Genomic DNA, 16,711 nt, shown 5'->3' with positions numbered 1-16,711 from the left:
AGTTCAGACCATGGCATCCAGCAATTTCAAGGATCACCTTGGACGCCCCATCGTTGCCGTCACCGGTATGGGCATCATAACCTCGCTCGGGCAGGGGCTCTCGGATAACTGGGCGGCTTTGACCTCCGGGAAATCCGGTATCCACAAGATCACCCGGTTCCCGACCGACAATCTCTCGACCAAGATCTGCGGCACGGTCGATTTCATCGATATCCCTGTTCCCAATTCCGTCGAGCGGTCCTTTGCATTTGCGCGCGAAACCACGATCGAAGCTTTGGCTCAAGCCGGACTATCCGGCGATTTCAACGGTCCGCTGTTTCTCGCTGCGCCGCCGATCGAGCCGGAATGGAGCGCCCGCTTCGAGCTTGCCGATCGGTCTCCACCTGCTGCAAAGCCGGGCGACGCCTATGATCGCTTCATGGCTGCTCTTCGTCAGCGCCCCGACCCAGCCTTTCAGGAGGCCGCGCTCTTTGGTGCAATCTCGGAGCGTCTATCCGATCAGTTCGGTACACGCGGCCTCCCGGTCACGCTTTCGACGGCCTGTGCTTCGGGCGCGACGGCCATCCAACTTGGTGTTGAAGCCATCCGCCAGGGCCGCACCGATCGCGCATTGACCGTTGCGACGGACGGATCCGTCAGCGCCGAAGCGCTGATCCGCTTTTCGCTTCTGTCTGCCTTGTCCACACAGAACGATCCGCCCGAAAAGGCGTCCAAGCCCTTCAGCAAGGACCGCGATGGCTTCGTGATTGCAGAGGGTGCGGCCACCCTGGTTCTGGAATCGCTGGAAGCAGCGGTAGCCCGCGGTGCAAAGGTGCTCGGCATTATCAAGGGCGCGGGCGAAAAGGCAGACAGCTTCCACCGCACGCGCTCGTCGCCCGATGGCGGCCCAGCGATCGCAACCATCCGCGCAGCGCTTGCCGATGCTGGCTTCTCCGAAAGCGATATCGGCTATGTCAACGCACATGGTACATCCACGCCGGAAAACGACAAGATGGAGTACAGCTCCATGCTGGCCGTCTTCGGTGAAGGTCTGAAGGCGATCCCGGTCTCCTCCAACAAGTCGATGATCGGCCACACGCTGACAGCAGCAGGTGCGGTCGAAGCCGTGTTCTCATTGCAGACCATGCTGACCGGCACCCTTCCGCCAACGATCAACTACACCAATCCAGATCCGACCATCGCGCTGGATGTCGTGCCGAATGTGAAGCGTGATGCTCAGGTCAGCGCCGTGCTGTCCAACTCCTTCGGCTTTGGTGGCCAGAATGCAAGCCTTGTCATGACGCGGGAACCGGCTTAAGCGGTTCCCCAACGCATCTGTCCGCAAGTGGGCGATGTCTATTTGAGTGAAGGAGAGCCGTTTTCGCGTGTCCCAGTTGGATGAGCGGCGCTCTCAATCGAAAACGCTTTAACGCCTTCGGGCGAAGGACTTCTATTATGCGCGCTCTTCAACTCGTCGACGACCGTAAGCTCGAGAAAGTGGATCTGCCGGAGCCAGAAGCGCCGGCACCGGGTGAGGTCACGCTGCGCGTGAAAGCCGTTGCGCTGAACCACATCGACGTTTGGGGCTGGCGCGGCATGGCCTTTGCCAAGCGCAAGATGCCTTTGACGATTGGTGCCGAAGCCTCGGGCGTGGTGGAAGCCATCGGTCCTGGTGTCTCCAACGTTCTTCCCGGTCAGCTTGTTTCCATTTACGGCGCGCGCATCTGTGGTCGTTGCCACCATTGTGTCGCTGGTCGCGACAACCTTTGTGAGAATGTAGGCGGCGTTCATGGTTTCCACCTGGATGGATTTGCTCAGGAAAAGATCAACATTCCGGCCCGCCAGCTGGTACTAGCCCCGCCCGGCGTCGATGCCGTGGCGGCCGCCCTTGCACCTGTGACCTTCGGCACCGTCGAGCACATGCTTTTCGACAATGCCAAACTTCAGCCCGGTGAAACGATTCTTGTCCATGCCGGCGGTTCCGGGATCGGCTCCGCCGCCATTCAGCTGGCGAAGAAGATGGGCTGCACGGTCATCACCACGGTCGGTTCGGACGACAAGATCGAACGCGCCAAGGCGTTGGGTGCAGATCACGTCATCAACTACCGCGTGGACCGCTTCGAGGGCGTTGTGCGCAAGATTACCAAGAAAAAGGGTGTCGATGTCGTTTTCGAGCATGTCGGCAAAGATACCTGGGCGGGTTCCATGTTCTCGCTGAAGCGCGGCGGTCGCCTCGTCACCTGCGGCTCGACGTCCGGTGTCTCGACCGAAATCAACCTGATGATGCTTTTCCAGCAGCAGCTCAAGTTGCTCGGCTCTTTTGGCTGCCGCATGCAGAACATGGCCGATGCGATGCAGAAAATGGCGCGCGGTCTTGTACATCCGGTGATCGATACCGAAGTAACCTTCGACGATATCGACAAGGCTCTGGAACGCATGGAGACCCGTCAGGTCTTCGGTAAGATCGTTCTGCGAATGGATTGATCAGTGAAGCTTTTTATTACGCGCATTGTGCTGGCGCTTGAGAACTTTCGCCAGTGGCTGAACGCGACCATTGCGTTCGGCTTTCTGAACATGCTGAAATTGTTGCCGGCCGATCCAGCAATTCACTTTGCAGATCGCCTTGCGCGTAAACTCGGCCCCAAGACGCCGCGTCATAAGCTGATGCTTTTCAACCTCGCTCGCGCCTATCCAGAAAAGACCGAAGAAGAGCGCCTGGAAATCGCGCTCGACAGCTGGGGAAACATGGGGCGTCTCGCCGCAGAATATGTTTTCCTCGACCGCCTGTTCGATTACGACCCGGAGCAGACGAAGCCCGGTCGTATCGAAGTCGTCGGCATCGACAACTTTCTGGAGCTGCGCGACAATCCGCGTCCATTCATCGTCTTTACGGCCCATACCGGAAACTTCGAGCTTCTGCCTGTGGCAGGATCTGCCTTCGGCCTCGATGTGACGGTGCTGTTCCGCCCGCCTAACAATCCTTACGTGGCAGAGAAGATCTACAATTTCCGCAAGGAGCGCATGGGCAAGCTCGTTCCGTCGCATGCGGGCTCGTCTTTCGCGCTTGCGCGGCAGTTGGAACGTGGTGCGGGCGTCGGTGTGCTGGTCGATCAGAAGTTCCGTAAGGGTCTCCTCACCAAGTTCTTCGGACATAATGTCCAGACCAATCCTCTGCTCGCCAAGCTGGTGCGCCAGTTTGGCTGCGACGTCTATCCTGCAAGATGCATCCGCCTGCCGGACAATCGCTACCGTCTGGAAATCGAACCCAAGGTCGAGATACCGCTCAATGAAAAAGGCAGTGTCGATATCCAAAAGACCGCACAGCTTTTGAATGACAAGGTCGAGAGCTGGGTGCGCGAATATCCCGGCCAGTGGTTGTGGTACCACGACCGTTGGCATATCAAGGACCAGGTCAAGACGGACGGTTGAAGACTAAACGGTCAATTTTAATAACTTTGATCGATCGGTGGGGTATTATTAAACCACAAAATACCGGCCGGTTGACGTGATGTGATGATTTAGTCGGCGTGTCGCGAGACAATACCGTGCTTATTCTTCCTTACTATTTCTCGGATTTGTAATAACATAGCCGATTGTGATATGGGTGAATGTGCTGGTGTGGTGATCTTGCAACTCCTTACATCATGCTTTACGGGCACATCGTGCAGATAGTCACGCATGCGCCCGGGGAGGATTGGGCAACTGCAATGCCTGCGTCTCGGGAGTGTTTGGGTTGAAAAGAAAAATCGAATTGTTCTGGCAGAACTATGCGGAACTGAAAAGCGCAGTCATTCGCAATGAAGCGCCCAAGGTTGCCGCTCTTGATAAAGAGCTCGAAACTCTGCTTGATAGCATTATCGGCAGAAAGAACGCTTCGTCGTCGGAAATTCTCGAACAGTTTCGTTTCGCCATCGACCTCCTGAACGAGGAAGCCGAGGACATCGGCTGTGTCCAGCGAAACGCCGACGTCCTGCGTAAGCTTGTCGATCGCTACATCGGCGCTGGCCTTCCGCGCGACGGCAGCACTCCGGATGGCGAAGACGCGCCGTGGAGCCCCTACATCATTCTGGATGAAGACCGGTTGGAAGACCTGGACGATCGCGTCGTCGTCGTGTCTCCCGGTTACCGCATCAACTATACCAATTCCGCCAATGCCGCGTCACTCCATTCGGATCGCAGTGAGATCATCGGCAAGCATATTGCCGAGTTTGTCGGTATCCATCACTTCCAGCAGGCATTTCGCGAGAAGCTCGACGCGTGCTTCAAGGGAGAGGCTGAGAAGTATACCTATGCCGAGGATGCCCTTGGGCATACGGTGGTGAAGTCTTTCGAGATGTCGCCGTGCTATTCTCCCTCCTACAAACTTGTTGGCGCTATTGTGGTGGTCAAGGAGTTGGAAGATCGTCGTACACGCGTGGTTGCGTAACGCACAAGATGTGCCGCGAATGCCGCATTGCAGTCCACAATGCGCTTTTTATCGCGGCACTACTATAAATCGTATATTGACGGCGGAGAAACACTCGGTACTGGTGTACCGTAGTTGTACGGCCTGAGGTTGGCCGGGGGATAGTTCCGGTTTTTCGGAGTAAGCGTGGATGGACACTGTGCTCCAGGATTTTTTTCAAGCTTTTGCGATCAAAAGCAGTCAATTGCGATACGCCATCAACCAAAGTGAGGATGAGCTGGTTCAGTTGTTTGACAGGGAGCTCCAGGCGATCGTCAACGACATTCTGGCCTACCAGGCGTCTAACCGCGAAGAGCTCTACAGACAATTCCAGTTTCTCTGCACGCTGGTTCGTGACGAAGCCGACGACCGGCTGGCGGTTGTGCGCCGAAGCGTGATGATGTCCGGGCTGATCGACCGATATTTCCGTGATCACTCGGATTCGTCCGATGTGGATTTGTCTCCGGCAATCGCGCGACCAGCCAGGGCTCCAGCACCGGCCTATTATGAGCAGCCGCTTTTTAACGAAGCAATCCTCGATAGTCTGGATGATCAGATCATCGTCGTCACAAACGATTATCGGTATCTTTATACCAATAATGCCTACGCAAAATTGAAGAACCGGACCCGCTTATCGCTGATCGGTTGCCATGTCACCGAGTTCATTGGTGAAGATGGGTTTTACCTCCAGGCAAAGCCCGCCCTTGATCGTTGCTTTGCCGGTGAGGAGATCGGCTACATTCATCATGCGTACCGGGACGGACAGAGATTTGCCACCCGATGCAGGATGACGCCGCTGCGCGGACCCAAAAATCACGTCATGGGTGCCGTTGTGGTGTTAAGGAATATCGATGAGATGGCGACACTGGAATGTGGTTGAGATAGGGCCCTGAGCCCTCGCCCTGCGTCGTTATCACGCGCCGCTGAGCTTACCGATGATCCAGCCGAGCGAGTAGGGCGCATTCGTATCCAGAATGAGTCTGGCCGCCATGGCAAGGCAGGATATCACCAGTAGCGGGCGAATGATCTTTGCACCATTCCTCATCGCCAGTCTGGACCCGATCTGGGCTCCCAGGAACTGCCCAAATCCCATGACCAGCCCGAGCTTCCAAAGAATCGCGCCATTCAGTGTGAACACCAGGAAGCCACCGAAATTCGAGCCGAGGTTCAAGAGCTTTGTATGCGCGGTTGCCTTCAGCATGCCGAAGCCGGCAAGCGCGACGAATGACAGCATATAGAAGGAACCAGCTCCTGGACCGAAAATGCCATCGTAAAAACCAATCAATGGAACCACCGTCAGACCGAAGACAAACGGCGTGATACGGCGCTGGCTATCAATGTCGCTGAGGTTTGGCTTGAAGGCGAAGTAGATGGCGATGGCGACGAGCAGGAACGGCATGATTGCCCTCAAAACGTCGGCCGGAACAAAGGATGCGGTAAATGCTCCAGCCATCCCCCCGAGCAGGGCCATCAACGCCATCGGAAATTGTTCTCTGATATTGACGTGGCCCTTGCGCGCATAGGCGATGGTTGCCGAGGCGGAGCCGAACTGAGCCTGTAGCTTATTGGTCCCGAGCGCTTCCAGCGGCGGTATGCCCATGATCAGCATGGCCGGCAGCACGATCAACCCTCCGCCGCCGGCAATAGAATCGACGAAGCCGGCGAAGACGGCAACAAAGAACAGTATGATGAAAAGCTGGAGAGCGACGTCTTGCACTGGGGAGGGATCCGGAGGGTTTTGCTGGCCGCTTGTGGCACCGAATGCCTTGCCCCGCAACCGCTTTTGCAGGCAAGGCTACAGCATCGGCCCGAAAATCCGACTCGATTTTCGGAAAGCACGATGCGTGGATTCAAAAATATAAAGCGCCGTGCGTCCAATAGGATGCGCAGCGCTCTATTGAGCGAATGGAAATGATTGCGCAGGCCGCGCAGGAAGCTATTGTGCGCCGAACGCTAACGCGAAGCATGCCGACGCATTTGAATGAGGACACATATGCATAAAGTAATTTTCGACACGGATCCGGGTATTGACGATGCAATGGCGCTGCTTTTTCTGCACCGCCACCCTGATATCGATCTTATCGGCGTCACGACGGTTTTCGGCAACGCGCCGATCGAGATTACCACTCGCAATGCGCAGTTCCTCAAACAGCAATGGATGATTGATGCGCCGGTGGCACAGGGCGCCGGCAAGACGTTCGATCCCTCGCGTCCGGACGGCCACTTCCCCACCTTCATCCACGGCGATGATGGGCTTGGCAATATCGGCGTGCCTGAAACGGTCGATGTGCCGCTCGATCCGCGCGCGGCCCACCATTTCATCATTGATACGGTGAAGGCCAATCCCGGTGAAGTGACGCTGATTGCGGTCGGCCGCATGACCAATCTGGCGCTCGCCCTGAAGACCGATCCCGATTTCGCTGCCCTGGTGAAAGAGGTTATCATCATGGGGGGCGCCTTCGACATCAATGGCAATGTCAGCCCTGCTGCAGAGGCGAATATTCACGGTGATCCGGAGGCGGCTGATCTCGTCTTCACCGCAGCCTGGCCGGTTACCGTCATCGGCCTGGACGTCACGACGAAAACCGTGATGACGTCCGGTTTCCTGGCGGATATGGTCAAGGAGAATGGCGCGGCTGTGCAGCTTCTGTCGGATCTCTCGCAGTTCTATATCAACTTCTACAACATGCGCACCGGCGACGGCATGGTGGTTCACGATTCCTGTGCCTGCGTCTATCTGACGAATCCTGAGCTGTTCGAAACACGAAGCGGCGCAATCCGTGTTGTTTGTGGCGGTCTTGCGGACGGACAGACCATCCAGAAGCCGGACGGCGTCACCTTCCCACCGGGCAAATGGGACGGTTATCCAAGCCAGAAAGTCTGCACCAGGATCGAGCCGGATCGTGTGCTGTCGGTCATTCGCTCTGCAATTGTGCGGGGTGAACGTGGCTGATTGAATTGAGCCGCCGTTCGCGCGGCGGCTTTGCCTTGCATTTTATCAGAATCTGGCGTTATGCAAGCACGACTGGCGCAAGCCGCGTTCTGCGCCAAACTCGTCACGACAAATGTTTCGGCGAAGCACGGTGATCGCGTGGCGTTTCGGGAAAACCAATTCGTGTTTTCCGGCGCTTGCGCTACAATAAACAGCACAGGTCCGATTTGTTCGTGTCGGCTTATGTTTCAAACCAAAAAACGAACGCTACTGTGGGCCGGACGATCCGGTCCATTTCCATGAGGAAAGAGATGGAAGAGTTTCACAAGGTCAAGCGTCTGCCGCAATACGTCTTCGAACAGGTCAACCGTTTGAAAGCGAGCGCGCGAGCGGGTGGCGCGGATATCATTGACCTTGGCATGGGCAATCCAGATCTGCCGACACCCAAGGCAATCGTCGACAAGCTTTGCGAAGTCGTCCAGGACCCACGTACGCATCGTTACTCCTCTTCCAAGGGCATTCCAGGCCTTCGCCGCGCCCAGGCCGCTTATTATGCGCGCCGTTTTGGTGTGAAGCTGAACCCGGATACACAGGTTGTCGCCACGCTTGGTTCAAAGGAAGGCTTCGCCAATATGGCGCAGGCAATCACCGCGCCCGGCGACGTGATCCTGTGTCCGAACCCGACCTATCCGATCCATGCCTTCGGCTTCCTGATGGCAGGCGGCGTCATTCGTTCGATGAATGTCGAGCCGGATGAAACCTTCTTCGGCCCGCTTGAGCGCGCCGTGCGCCATTCGATCCCCAAACCGCTGGCACTGATCATCAACTACCCATCCAACCCGACGGCACATGTGGCGTCTCTGGATTTCTACAAGGACGTGATCGCCTTTGCGAAGAAACACGATCTGATCGTGCTGTCCGACCTTGCCTATTCGGAAATCTATTTCGATGAGAAGAACCCGCCGCCATCGGTCCTGGAAGTGCCGGGTGCCATGGATGTATCGGTGGAATTCACCTCCATGTCGAAGACCTTCTCCATGCCCGGCTGGCGTATGGGCTTTGCTGTCGGCAACGAACGTTTGATTGCTGCACTGACGCGCGTAAAGTCTTACCTCGATTACGGCGCCTTCACGCCGATCCAGGTTGCAGCCACGCATGCTCTGAACGGCGATGGTTCTGATATTGCAGAAGTGCGCAATGTCTATCGTCGCCGTCGCGACGTCATGGTCGATACATTCGGCAAGGCCGGCTTCGAGGTTCCGCCTCCGGCTGCCACCATGTTCGCCTGGGCGAAAATCCCGGAGAAATTCCGTCATCTCGGTTCGCTTGAATTTTCCAAGCTGTTGATCGAGAAGGCCGACATTGCGGTTGCTCCGGGTGTCGGCTTCGGTGAGATGGGTGACGATTACGTTCGCCTCGCGCTCGTCGAGAACGAGCACAGAATTCGTCAGGCCGCGCGCAATCTCAAGCGCTTCCTGTCGACTGCGGACGATACGTTGCACAACGTCGTCTCGCTCAACGCCCACAGATAAGGGCAACCCGCCAAGGTGGCCGGTTCCGGCCACCTCTTTCATTAAAGCAAATCAGGAATATACCCATGGCAGATTCATTGAGAATCGGCATAGCGGGACTCGGCACAGTCGGCTCTTCGCTCGTGCGCATCCTCCAGCAGAGAAGCAACGAACTTGCGATTACCTGCGGACGCGCAATTGAGATTATTGCTGTTTCCGCGCGCGACCGTTCGCGCAACCGCGGCATTGATATCTCGGGTATTACCTGGTTCGATACGCCGGAAGACATGGCCGAGAAGGCCGATATCGATGTCTTCGTCGAGCTGGTCGGTGGCGCCTCAGGTGCTGCGGAAAAAGCCGTTCGGGCGGCTCTCTCTCGCGGTCTCCATGTGGTGACAGCAAACAAGGCGCTGCTGGCAAAGCATGGCGTCGAACTGGCAAAGATGGCCGAAGAAAAGGGCGCTCTGCTCAACTTCGAAGCGGCCGTTGCAGGCGGGATCCCCATCATCAAGGCACTGCGTGAATCCCTGACCGGTAACCACGTATCGCGCATCTACGGCATCATGAACGGCACCTGCAACTACATCCTGACCAAGATGGAGAAGGAAGGCCTGTCCTTCGAAGTCTGCCTGAAGGAAGCGCAGCGGCTTGGCTACGCGGAGGCGGACCCGGCTTTCGATATCGAAGGCAACGACACGGCGCATAAGCTTGCGATCCTGACGACGCTCGCCTTCGGCTCCAAGATTGCCGCCGACGATATCTATCTTGAAGGCATCACCAATATCTCGATTGAGGATATTCAGGCCGCTGCCGATCTTGGCTATCGCATCAAGCTTCTTGGTGTCGCGCAACTGACCGAGTCCGGCATCGAGCAGCGCGTCCACCCGACCATGGTGCCGCTCGATTCCGTCATCGCTCAGGTCGATGGCGTCACCAATGCTGTTGCGGTGGAATCCGATATTCTCGGCGAATTGCTGATGGTTGGTCCAGGTGCTGGCGGCAATGCGACGGCATCTGCGGTGCTGGGTGATGTCGCCGATATCGCCAAGAGCCGCCCAGGTGCCCAGCAGGTGCCGGTTCTCGGTCGACCAGCCAAGTCACTGACGGATTATCGTCGTGCCAAGATGAAGAGCCACGAAGGCGGCTACTTCATCCGTCTGACGGTCAAGGACAAGGCCGGCGTGTTTGCTTCCATTGCGACCCGCATGGCGGAAAACAATATCTCGCTCGAATCGATCGTTCAGCGCTCTCAGGTGCCGACGGAGGAGGGGGCTCAGACCATCATCCTCGTCACCCATGCGACTATGGAAGATGCGATCCGCAAGGCGGTCAAAGCGATCAAGAGCGAAAAGTATCTGGTCAGCGAACCGCAGGTGATCCGCATCGAGCGCACGTGAGGCTTAGCGCCTTGGCTTGGCTAAGGTTGTGTCGGTAATACAGACATTTTTGATAAAAAGCCCGGGTGCATGTGCTCCCCGGGCTTTCTCTATTTCATACAAGTGGCTTCGGAGGATGAGAAAAGCGCGCACGCCTGCGCCTTGTCGCTCAGCTATGAAGATATCAACCGAAAAGATCTTGGCGAAATTTGATCGCCAAGATTGATTCAGGTCAGCGTCGCCGTCTGCTTACGACGCGTAGGCTGGAGCGCGATAGCTTGGGTCCGACGCAATCGGGTATGTTCTGCGGCTGGCGTCTGCCTCATCATTCAAAGCGATGCTCTGGTTTGCGACACGACCCTGGGAGAGGGTTCCTCCCTCGATCAGCGCCATCTGAATGAGATAGGTGAGAAACGTGCTCTCCTTCGGCGTGGCAAGCAAGGCTGCGCGCAAATGGTCCATCACGATATTGGTGTCACTCATAGTCTGCCCTCATATGTCTTAACGCGCTAAAATTAGCGCATCATCGTGATTGCAGCGTGAATCAACCAAGGGTGTCAGGGGTATGTGAGCTTACACGGGAATAGTGTCGATCAATCGGATGCGCCGCATCGTGGTGACAGGATAATCGTTGTCAAGAAAGCGAGCTGGCGTAAAGTCTGGCTCAAGCAAGCGCAACTGATCGATCGCTCGTGCCGCATGCGCCGTCATCCCCTTTTGGATGTAAAGGGCAATCAGGTAGCGCAAGGGCGCGCGGAAGGCGGGTCGCAGAATGAGCGCGGCCTCCGCATGGCCGATGGCTGCATCATAATCAATGACAGCAGCGGCTGACATGCAGCAGAAGAACTCGACGAATGCCCGATGTTCCCCACCTCCGGTCAATTCCAGCGCCTTTGTTGCAGACCTGCGGCTTGCCTTCAACTTGTCGAGTACGAGTTCGGCATTGGATAGGATCGCCATGTTGATCGGGTTGAGCGGATCAAGCTCAGCGGCCCGCTCAGCGAGCTTCAGAGATCCGCGGCTGGATCCTCCACCCAGATATTCCAGGTGGGCACCGATACTGAGGATGCCCGGGCTATTGCCATCTTGGCGCAATGCCTCCTGTACTAGTTCCGTGGAGGTGATTTCGTCACCCAGGAATGCCGTGCTGCGATGCTGGAATTGCGCCATGTTGCGCAGAAAAGCCCGCCACGCGACATATTGCGGACGAGGATCGCGCTCATAGGCATAGCTCAGATGCCTGTCCGCCTCAGACAGGCTTTGACGGTCGAAGCGGAAGATGAGGTTGCGAGCGTTGCTTGCCAGGAGCGCTGCGCAGTTCGAGATGGCGAGGTCATCTTTCCTTTCGCGCAAGGTGATGAGAATGGCCTGAACCAACGTTCCGCACCAATGATGCAACGCCTCTTCCGAGGAAATGACGAGCTTTTCAGTACGGGAAGCATAGAGCCTGCCGGTCTCCGCATGGCCGATCGTGAAGGTGATATGGCTATGCCGCCCCATCGTCGCGGTCCGGATGGAGACGGCAAGACCGCTGACAGGTTGACGCGCGACAGCCGGCGATGCATGCGGGATATGGGGAAAGATTTGAAAGTCGTCCAAGTCATGAAGCGACGCCGTCGTCAGCGTCATCATGCGGGCGTTGATCAACTCGCTCGCCGACTGATTGTCGGAGTGAAACTGAAAGAAGATAGCTGGCTTCGGCGGTGCTGATTGACGCGGCGCCTCAAAAGCACTGACTTTGGCCTTTTTAGCAAGTGACGATCGGGTATCGCGAATCCATTCCTCGAACTCCGGATCTGGGACGTCGATATCGGCGAAGGCGTCCTGCTCGTCACTCCAATCGCCCGGTGACTCGACAAGGCGGTAACTGACTTTGAACCGTGACGAGTCGAGCGCGACCTTTTCGCGGTCGGCCTGCAAGATGTCTTGATAGGGCCCGAACGCCTTTCGAATTTCGACAAGCGTTTGACGCAAACTGTCCGAACCCTTTTTGGCGTCGCGATCGCTCCACAACTTGTCCTGCAGCGATACACGGCTTCTGGAGTAATGCGGCGCCGTCGCCAGAAGAACGAGGAGGCCGCGAGCCTTGGCTGATCGCGGACCCCGGTCATTCCCATCCGGATCAGTGATCCGGAATCGACCAAAGACGTTTAACGACAGCATAGGCGCGCCCTCCGAAGGCAAATCACACCTATGCATATCAGGTCATATTAGCGAAGGAAAAGCCTTCCCGTTGGATCCTGCTCATTTTCGTCCGGCCGTGCGGTGTTGGCATCTGCTGGTGCCAACAGGTGCGCTTCAGCCGGCTTGAACGGGTAGGGTGTGACATCGGTCGTCGAGGCAGCGTAATCGGGGAAATCGGTCTTTACCCAGTTGCGAAATGCCGCAATTCCCTTTGAGACCTGCAGCACGTAGTCGAGCGACTGCGTGTTCGCGACCGGCGAGTTCGTTCCGATGTTGCGGAAGTAGGCGGCAATCGCTGCGTCGTCGTAAGGGTTGGCTGGCACATCAGGCAAAAGTGCTGCCGCTTGGGTCGCTTCCGGCGTATCCGGCAGCACGGCCGTGCCCCAGTCATTGGCACGCTGGTGGCAGGTGATGCATGCCGAGGTGGGATTATCGACAGGGCCATTTGCGCGACCGAAGAGTCCAAGGTTCTGGCGGGGAAGGGCGTAGAACGTGGAGGCGACATCCGGATTGACCCAGCTTTCCTTAGGCGTCGCTGCCTGCTCCAGATAAGCCTTGGCATTGAGCCCCGGGTCGCTGCCCCAGATCAGTCCGACAGGCACCAATCGCTCATAAGGCGTGTTGCCTGGCTGCATGGCATTGTACATGAAGGTCCCGAAGAACCAGCCGTTCGGCGAGCGCTTGTCCTTGACAGAGAGGTCCAGCTGGAGAAGGCGCATGGTCATCACCCCACCATCCTTCTGCCCGGCGACATCCCATTCTTTCGAGCCCGCAAGATAAGGAACGCTGGAGGGTGTGGCGGTGGTGAACAGCATTTTCGCCGACACCGCACCTTCCGCAAATGCAAAACCCCGGGTTTTGGGGAAGGCGGGATCACCCCAGATCTGACCGAAGCCATAGCAGGCCACATCATTATAGATGCCGACCGCAAAATTGCGCTCCCAGTCCATTTGTAGCGCGTGAAGTTCCTTCGGCCGAGACCACCGCTCGGTCGTCATCCCACGCAGGGGCTCGCGCAACATGAAGAACCACGGCGCATCACACCACTGCTCTTCCTTATTGTCCTCAATCCGCCAATCCACATCCGGCCGCGCATTGACCTTGATGACGTAGTTGAGGATCGACTGCATATAGTCCGCAGGATTCTTGAACGGATCGACTGCCAACCAGGGGAGCTTGCTGTTGTCGGGCAATGTCTTGGGAAAATCATAATGGATTTGAAACTTGCGATCCCTCTCGTGCCCCTTCAGCGGCAGGCTGCTGGAACAGTCGAACTTGGCCTTTGCGGCGGCTGCAAAGCTGCTATCTGCAGGCGCCGGACAGTCAGCCAACGCGACGGAGGCCGGGAAGAAAAGAAGAGCGAAACTAAGGAGGCGTGCTTTCATCATTGAGTCTCCAGCGGACGGACGGGAGGTTGATGTAAGGTGAAGAATTTGGGATTGTAAATACGCAACCTGAAACACGTTTTGCGAGTATTTTAGAGGGTTCTGGTGATGAAAAGTGGGGACAGGATCAGATGTCAGATCTGCTGGATGGTCTCAGTGCCAACCAAATATGCGGCTTCAGACAGGCTTGAAAATGAAGAAGATAAACATCTCGACCGTGCTGGCCGGGCAGAAACTGGGATTAAAGGAGGTGGAAGACGGCATTTGGCTCGTCAGCTGCATGCATTATGATCTGGGATACATCGACCTGGAACAGAGAACGCTTCAAGCCATCGACAATCCGTTCGGCACGAGATTGTCACATATGTCTTAGGTGCAAACTGTTACCTATGTCTTCGGTTCGGACATGCGGCGTAGACAGGGAGCGGTTGGACTCGAACCCACGACCCCTGAAGTCTAAATTCAGTGCGCTAACCAAACTGCGCTACGCTCTGATGGCGATTTTTCGACAAGCCGATCAAAACACACCCCTCCAGCGCAAGCAAGAGGGGCTTTCTGCCTCTGGAAAGGATAGCGCTAAATGCCGGCGGCTCTTTTTTTCTGAACAAGATAGGTTACAAAAGCCGAACAGGCGCCGAGCATAAACATCGCGTCTACTTCGTCGACCTTTGCATCTCCCTTATCTAAAAGCGCATGACGGATACCACTATCGTCGCTTGTGAAGCCATAAATGGATCCAAAGCCAGATTTCAGTGCTGGATGCATGCCGAGTTGCTTTTCAATTTCCGTTAAAGCGGGACCGAGAGTGCTTGTGCCGGCCGCTATCGTTCTGGCAACTGACTCGACAGCATGGATGCTCTCTCGAATAGAATCAGCCCAAGATCCTGCCGTAAGACTGCTCATAGCGTTTCGCAAGTGAGATCGAGCGCCATCCATTTTGGCAGCTTTCAATTCATCAAGTGCCTTTTGTGCAGTAGCGCCTTCTTCTTGAGTGGCAAATGGAGCGATGGTGTCCCCGTACGGCCTGCTTGATGAACTCGGGGCAACGCCGATCACGTAAGACGTGCTGAATGAAACCAAAAAAGAAGAGATAATTATTACTAAATAGATCTTTTTTGACCTCTGAGAATACGTCGGGTTTCCACTTACTGAATGTGTCGACCGGTTTTAATAGACGCTCAACGTGATGATTGCGCAATATGCTGTCCCACGGATCGACAATGAATTCACCTCCGCCTTCATCAATACTCATGTGAAAAACTTGCCACATCTTCGCCTTTAGATCGTCAGACACTTCTTTGAGTTTCAACTGCGACGGCAGCGGCGCGGCACCCTCAGCCTGCTCGAAGGTCAAACCTTTACGATGGGAAAATTCATTGTCCAAGGGTCGCCCCGTCGTTAATTGTTCTATACTGAGCGTCAAAAAGCCTCCCCTGCGCGAGCAGGAGAGGCTTCTGCATTACAGGCCAACCCAGCCGAAGATCAAAGCCACACTGACCTTCAGGTCAAGCTTCAACCTAAACGACCGTTCGGACTGACTGGCTTCGAGAAGCAAAGATGCATCCATAAGGAGCTTCTATATCTCTGGGCGAAGTCCTTGATGAACCGCGTATCGCCCGCCAGACTTTTTGAGGGTGTTTCCAGTTTGAACAGCCAGGTGGCACCCATCATGCGCGGCTGTTCCAAGTTGAACAACAGATGGTCGTTGCGACAGACATGCGCAAGAGCTTGGTCGCCAAAAAGTTGCACTACCTGAACGTCCGCAGAACGACTTTTGCAAACTGACAGCAAACTACGCAAACCGACCATCATATGAATGCCGGTTAAAATGCCAAATTTTTCAATATAATCAAGTACTTCGGTGGTGAGAGCGCAGGGATTCGAACCCTGGACCTACTGATTAAAAGTCAGTTGCTCTACCGGCTGAGCTACGCTCTCCCAAATGGGGGCAAAGCGCCCCTCGGAAGTGGGCGGAACATAGGTAGAGGCACGTTTGCGGTCAACCCAAAAAAACAGGATTATTTCATCTTTCCGCGTTTTTTTGCCGCAACCGCGAAAAGGTGATTGGTGGCAAGGGTTTGGTGGGGCTACAAGGCATCGTGAACCGTCCGGAGTGCCGCATTGTCCATCGCCGATATTTCCCTCCTCACAGCGCTTTTCGCCGGTGCTTTGTCGTTCCTGTCTCCTTGCGTGCTGCCGCTCGTGCCGCCTTATCTTTGCTACATGGCGGGCATCTCGGTGGAGCAGTTCAGGGATGAGCGCTTCGAGGCAAAGCCGCAGGTTCGCAAGGCGGTGCTTCTGGCGGCGCTGTTCTTCACGTTGGGTTTCGCCACGGTCTTTGTGGCGCTCGGTGCTGGTGCGTCCACCATTGGAATGGTGCTGCGCCAAAATCTCGACATTCTCGCCAAGATCGGAGGTCTGATCATCATCCTGATGGGTCTTAACTTCCTCGGCGTTTTTCGGATTGGCGTCTTCTCGCGCGAGGCGCGTTTCCAAAGCGGCGGCAAGCCCGCCACGCTTTCCGGCGCCTATGTCATGGGATTGGCTTTTGCCTTTGGCTGGACGCCATGCATCGGTCCTGTACTTGGTGCGATCCTGGGTGTCGCGGCCTCGCGCAACACGGTCGGCGAAGGCGCGATGCTGCTTGCCGTCTACTCCGCGGGTCTTGCCATCCCCTTCTGGATAGCAGCTGCCTTTTCCGGCAGTTTCATGCGCTTTCTCGCTCGTTTCCGCCGCCATCTGGGGCTTGTTGAAAAGGTCATGGGTGTCCTGCTGATCCTGACTGGTATCGCCTTCATGTCCGGCTTCATCACCAATGTGGCGATCTGGTTTCAGGAGAGCTTTCCAATCCTGATGAAAATCGGCTAGACCCTCTAAGGAAGACGAGCTGCACGGCGAGG

16 protein-coding genes and 2 tRNA genes are annotated in these 16,711 nt (G+C 56.2%); 10 read left to right on the top strand and 8 right to left on the bottom strand.

The window, feature by feature from the left end; translation table 11 throughout:
- Positions 1-10 precede the first annotated feature (10 nt).
- The 5 genes from ACTJK5_RS05855 (at position 11) to ACTJK5_RS05835 (ending at position 5,303) form a co-directional block, all read left to right on the top strand.
- Entirely contained in the window at positions 11-1,297 is a 1,287-nt protein-coding gene (locus ACTJK5_RS05855; RefSeq protein WP_335321871.1) for a beta-ketoacyl-ACP synthase, read from the top strand.
- Positions 1,298-1,434: 137 nt separating this feature from the next.
- Positions 1,435-2,463: a zinc-binding dehydrogenase gene (locus tag ACTJK5_RS05850; protein ID WP_062425415.1), complete on the top strand. Its 1,029-nt coding sequence runs from the start codon at positions 1,435-1,437 to the stop codon at positions 2,461-2,463.
- Between the two features lie 3 nt (positions 2,464-2,466).
- Entirely contained in the window at positions 2,467-3,408 is a 942-nt protein-coding gene (locus tag ACTJK5_RS05845; protein ID WP_062425414.1) for a lipid A biosynthesis lauroyl acyltransferase, read from the top strand.
- 304 nt (positions 3,409-3,712) lie between these two features.
- Positions 3,713-4,405, top strand: a complete 693-nt coding sequence (locus ACTJK5_RS05840) for a PAS domain-containing protein (protein WP_062426114.1) — start codon at positions 3,713-3,715, stop codon at positions 4,403-4,405.
- A 169-nt stretch (positions 4,406-4,574) separates the two neighbouring features.
- Positions 4,575-5,303, top strand: coding sequence for a PAS domain-containing protein (locus ACTJK5_RS05835; RefSeq protein ID WP_062425413.1), 729 nt, complete (start codon positions 4,575-4,577; stop codon positions 5,301-5,303).
- Positions 5,304-5,336: 33 nt separating this feature from the next.
- Here ACTJK5_RS05835 and ACTJK5_RS05830 read toward each other — a convergent pair whose 3' ends face one another.
- The gene (locus ACTJK5_RS05830; protein ID WP_113179806.1) at positions 5,337-6,140 is read right to left on the bottom strand and encodes a TSUP family transporter; all 804 of its coding nucleotides are present in this window, start codon (positions 6,138-6,140) and stop codon (positions 5,337-5,339) included.
- A 276-nt stretch (positions 6,141-6,416) separates the two neighbouring features.
- Here ACTJK5_RS05830 and ACTJK5_RS05825 point away from each other — a divergent pair, with 276 nt between their 5' ends.
- The 3 genes from ACTJK5_RS05825 to ACTJK5_RS05815 all read left to right on the top strand — a co-directional run bounded on the left by ACTJK5_RS05825 (position 6,417) and on the right by ACTJK5_RS05815 (position 10,263).
- Positions 6,417-7,376 (top strand): nucleoside hydrolase, encoded by a 960-nt coding sequence (locus tag ACTJK5_RS05825; RefSeq protein WP_440611992.1) that lies wholly within the window; start codon positions 6,417-6,419, stop codon positions 7,374-7,376.
- Between the two features lie 290 nt (positions 7,377-7,666).
- Positions 7,667-8,887: an LL-diaminopimelate aminotransferase gene (locus ACTJK5_RS05820; RefSeq protein ID WP_062425410.1), complete on the top strand. Its 1,221-nt coding sequence runs from the start codon at positions 7,667-7,669 to the stop codon at positions 8,885-8,887.
- 65 nt (positions 8,888-8,952) lie between these two features.
- On the top strand, positions 8,953-10,263 hold the full coding sequence (locus ACTJK5_RS05815) for a homoserine dehydrogenase (protein WP_335322599.1): 1,311 nt from the start codon (positions 8,953-8,955) through the stop codon (positions 10,261-10,263).
- Positions 10,264-10,491: 228 nt separating this feature from the next.
- Here ACTJK5_RS05815 and ACTJK5_RS05810 read toward each other — a convergent pair whose 3' ends face one another.
- The 3 genes from ACTJK5_RS05810 to ACTJK5_RS05800 form a co-directional block, all read right to left on the bottom strand.
- On the bottom strand, positions 10,492-10,725 hold the full coding sequence (locus ACTJK5_RS05810) for a hypothetical protein (RefSeq protein ID WP_335322598.1): 234 nt from the start codon (positions 10,723-10,725) through the stop codon (positions 10,492-10,494).
- A gap of 90 nt (positions 10,726-10,815) precedes the next feature.
- Positions 10,816-12,405, bottom strand: a complete 1,590-nt coding sequence (locus ACTJK5_RS05805; protein WP_440611991.1) for a hypothetical protein — start codon at positions 12,403-12,405, stop codon at positions 10,816-10,818.
- Positions 12,406-12,452: 47 nt separating this feature from the next.
- A complete protein-coding gene (locus ACTJK5_RS05800; RefSeq protein ID WP_440611990.1) occupies positions 12,453-13,814 on the bottom strand; it encodes a hypothetical protein in 1,362 nt (453 codons plus the stop codon).
- Between the two features lie 190 nt (positions 13,815-14,004).
- Between ACTJK5_RS05800 and ACTJK5_RS05795 the strand changes: the two genes are divergently transcribed.
- Complete coding sequence (locus ACTJK5_RS05795; RefSeq protein ID WP_335322595.1) at positions 14,005-14,184, top strand: hypothetical protein; 180 nt, start codon at positions 14,005-14,007, stop codon at positions 14,182-14,184.
- Between the two features lie 46 nt (positions 14,185-14,230).
- Here ACTJK5_RS05795 and ACTJK5_RS05790 read toward each other — a convergent pair.
- The 4 genes from ACTJK5_RS05790 to ACTJK5_RS05775 all read right to left on the bottom strand — a co-directional run bounded on the left by ACTJK5_RS05790 (position 14,231) and on the right by ACTJK5_RS05775 (position 15,749).
- Positions 14,231-14,303: transfer RNA gene (locus ACTJK5_RS05790), tRNA-Leu, on the bottom strand.
- Between the two features lie 84 nt (positions 14,304-14,387).
- Entirely contained in the window at positions 14,388-14,714 is a 327-nt protein-coding gene (locus ACTJK5_RS05785; RefSeq protein WP_440611989.1) for a hypothetical protein, read from the bottom strand.
- A gap of 52 nt (positions 14,715-14,766) precedes the next feature.
- Positions 14,767-15,195, bottom strand: a complete 429-nt coding sequence (locus ACTJK5_RS05780; RefSeq protein ID WP_440611988.1) for a hypothetical protein — start codon at positions 15,193-15,195, stop codon at positions 14,767-14,769.
- A 478-nt stretch (positions 15,196-15,673) separates the two neighbouring features.
- Positions 15,674-15,749 (bottom strand) — tRNA-Lys (locus ACTJK5_RS05775).
- A 183-nt stretch (positions 15,750-15,932) separates the two neighbouring features.
- Here ACTJK5_RS05775 and ACTJK5_RS05770 point away from each other — a divergent pair.
- Positions 15,933-16,679: a cytochrome c biogenesis CcdA family protein gene (locus tag ACTJK5_RS05770; protein ID WP_111850599.1), complete on the top strand. Its 747-nt coding sequence runs from the start codon at positions 15,933-15,935 to the stop codon at positions 16,677-16,679.
- Positions 16,680-16,711 lie beyond the last annotated feature (32 nt).

Origin of the sequence: Agrobacterium sp. 22094 (assembly GCF_052046015.1) — a bacterium.
Classification (GTDB): Bacteria; Pseudomonadota; Alphaproteobacteria; order Rhizobiales; family Rhizobiaceae; genus Agrobacterium; species Agrobacterium cavarae.
The sequence above is the reverse complement of the archived record's forward strand: the minus strand, read 5'-3'. Positions and strand labels throughout refer to the sequence as shown.

What these genes read in the sequence shown, in the direction of transcription:
- ACTJK5_RS05855 (WP_335321871.1), top strand. Translation starts at nt 11, where the DNA reads ATGGCATCCAGCAATTTCAAGGATCACCTTGGACGCCCCATCGTTGCC.
- ACTJK5_RS05850 (WP_062425415.1), top strand. Translation starts at nt 1,435, where the DNA reads ATGCGCGCTCTTCAACTCGTCGACGACCGTAAGCTCGAGAAAGTGGAT.
- ACTJK5_RS05835 (WP_062425413.1), top strand. Translation starts at nt 4,575, where the DNA reads ATGGACACTGTGCTCCAGGATTTTTTTCAAGCTTTTGCGATCAAAAGC.
- ACTJK5_RS05825 (WP_440611992.1), top strand. Translation starts at nt 6,417, where the DNA reads ATGCATAAAGTAATTTTCGACACGGATCCGGGTATTGACGATGCAATG.
- ACTJK5_RS05820 (WP_062425410.1), top strand. Translation starts at nt 7,667, where the DNA reads ATGGAAGAGTTTCACAAGGTCAAGCGTCTGCCGCAATACGTCTTCGAA.
- ACTJK5_RS05815 (WP_335322599.1), top strand. Translation starts at nt 8,953, where the DNA reads ATGGCAGATTCATTGAGAATCGGCATAGCGGGACTCGGCACAGTCGGC.
- ACTJK5_RS05810 (WP_335322598.1), bottom strand. Translation starts at nt 10,725, where the DNA reads ATGAGTGACACCAATATCGTGATGGACCATTTGCGCGCAGCCTTGCTT.
- ACTJK5_RS05805 (WP_440611991.1), bottom strand. Translation starts at nt 12,405, where the DNA reads ATGCTGTCGTTAAACGTCTTTGGTCGATTCCGGATCACTGATCCGGAT.
- ACTJK5_RS05800 (WP_440611990.1), bottom strand. Translation starts at nt 13,814, where the DNA reads ATGATGAAAGCACGCCTCCTTAGTTTCGCTCTTCTTTTCTTCCCGGCC.
- ACTJK5_RS05795 (WP_335322595.1), top strand. Translation starts at nt 14,005, where the DNA reads ATGAAGAAGATAAACATCTCGACCGTGCTGGCCGGGCAGAAACTGGGA.
- ACTJK5_RS05785 (WP_440611989.1), bottom strand. Translation starts at nt 14,714, where the DNA reads ATGAGCAGTCTTACGGCAGGATCTTGGGCTGATTCTATTCGAGAGAGC.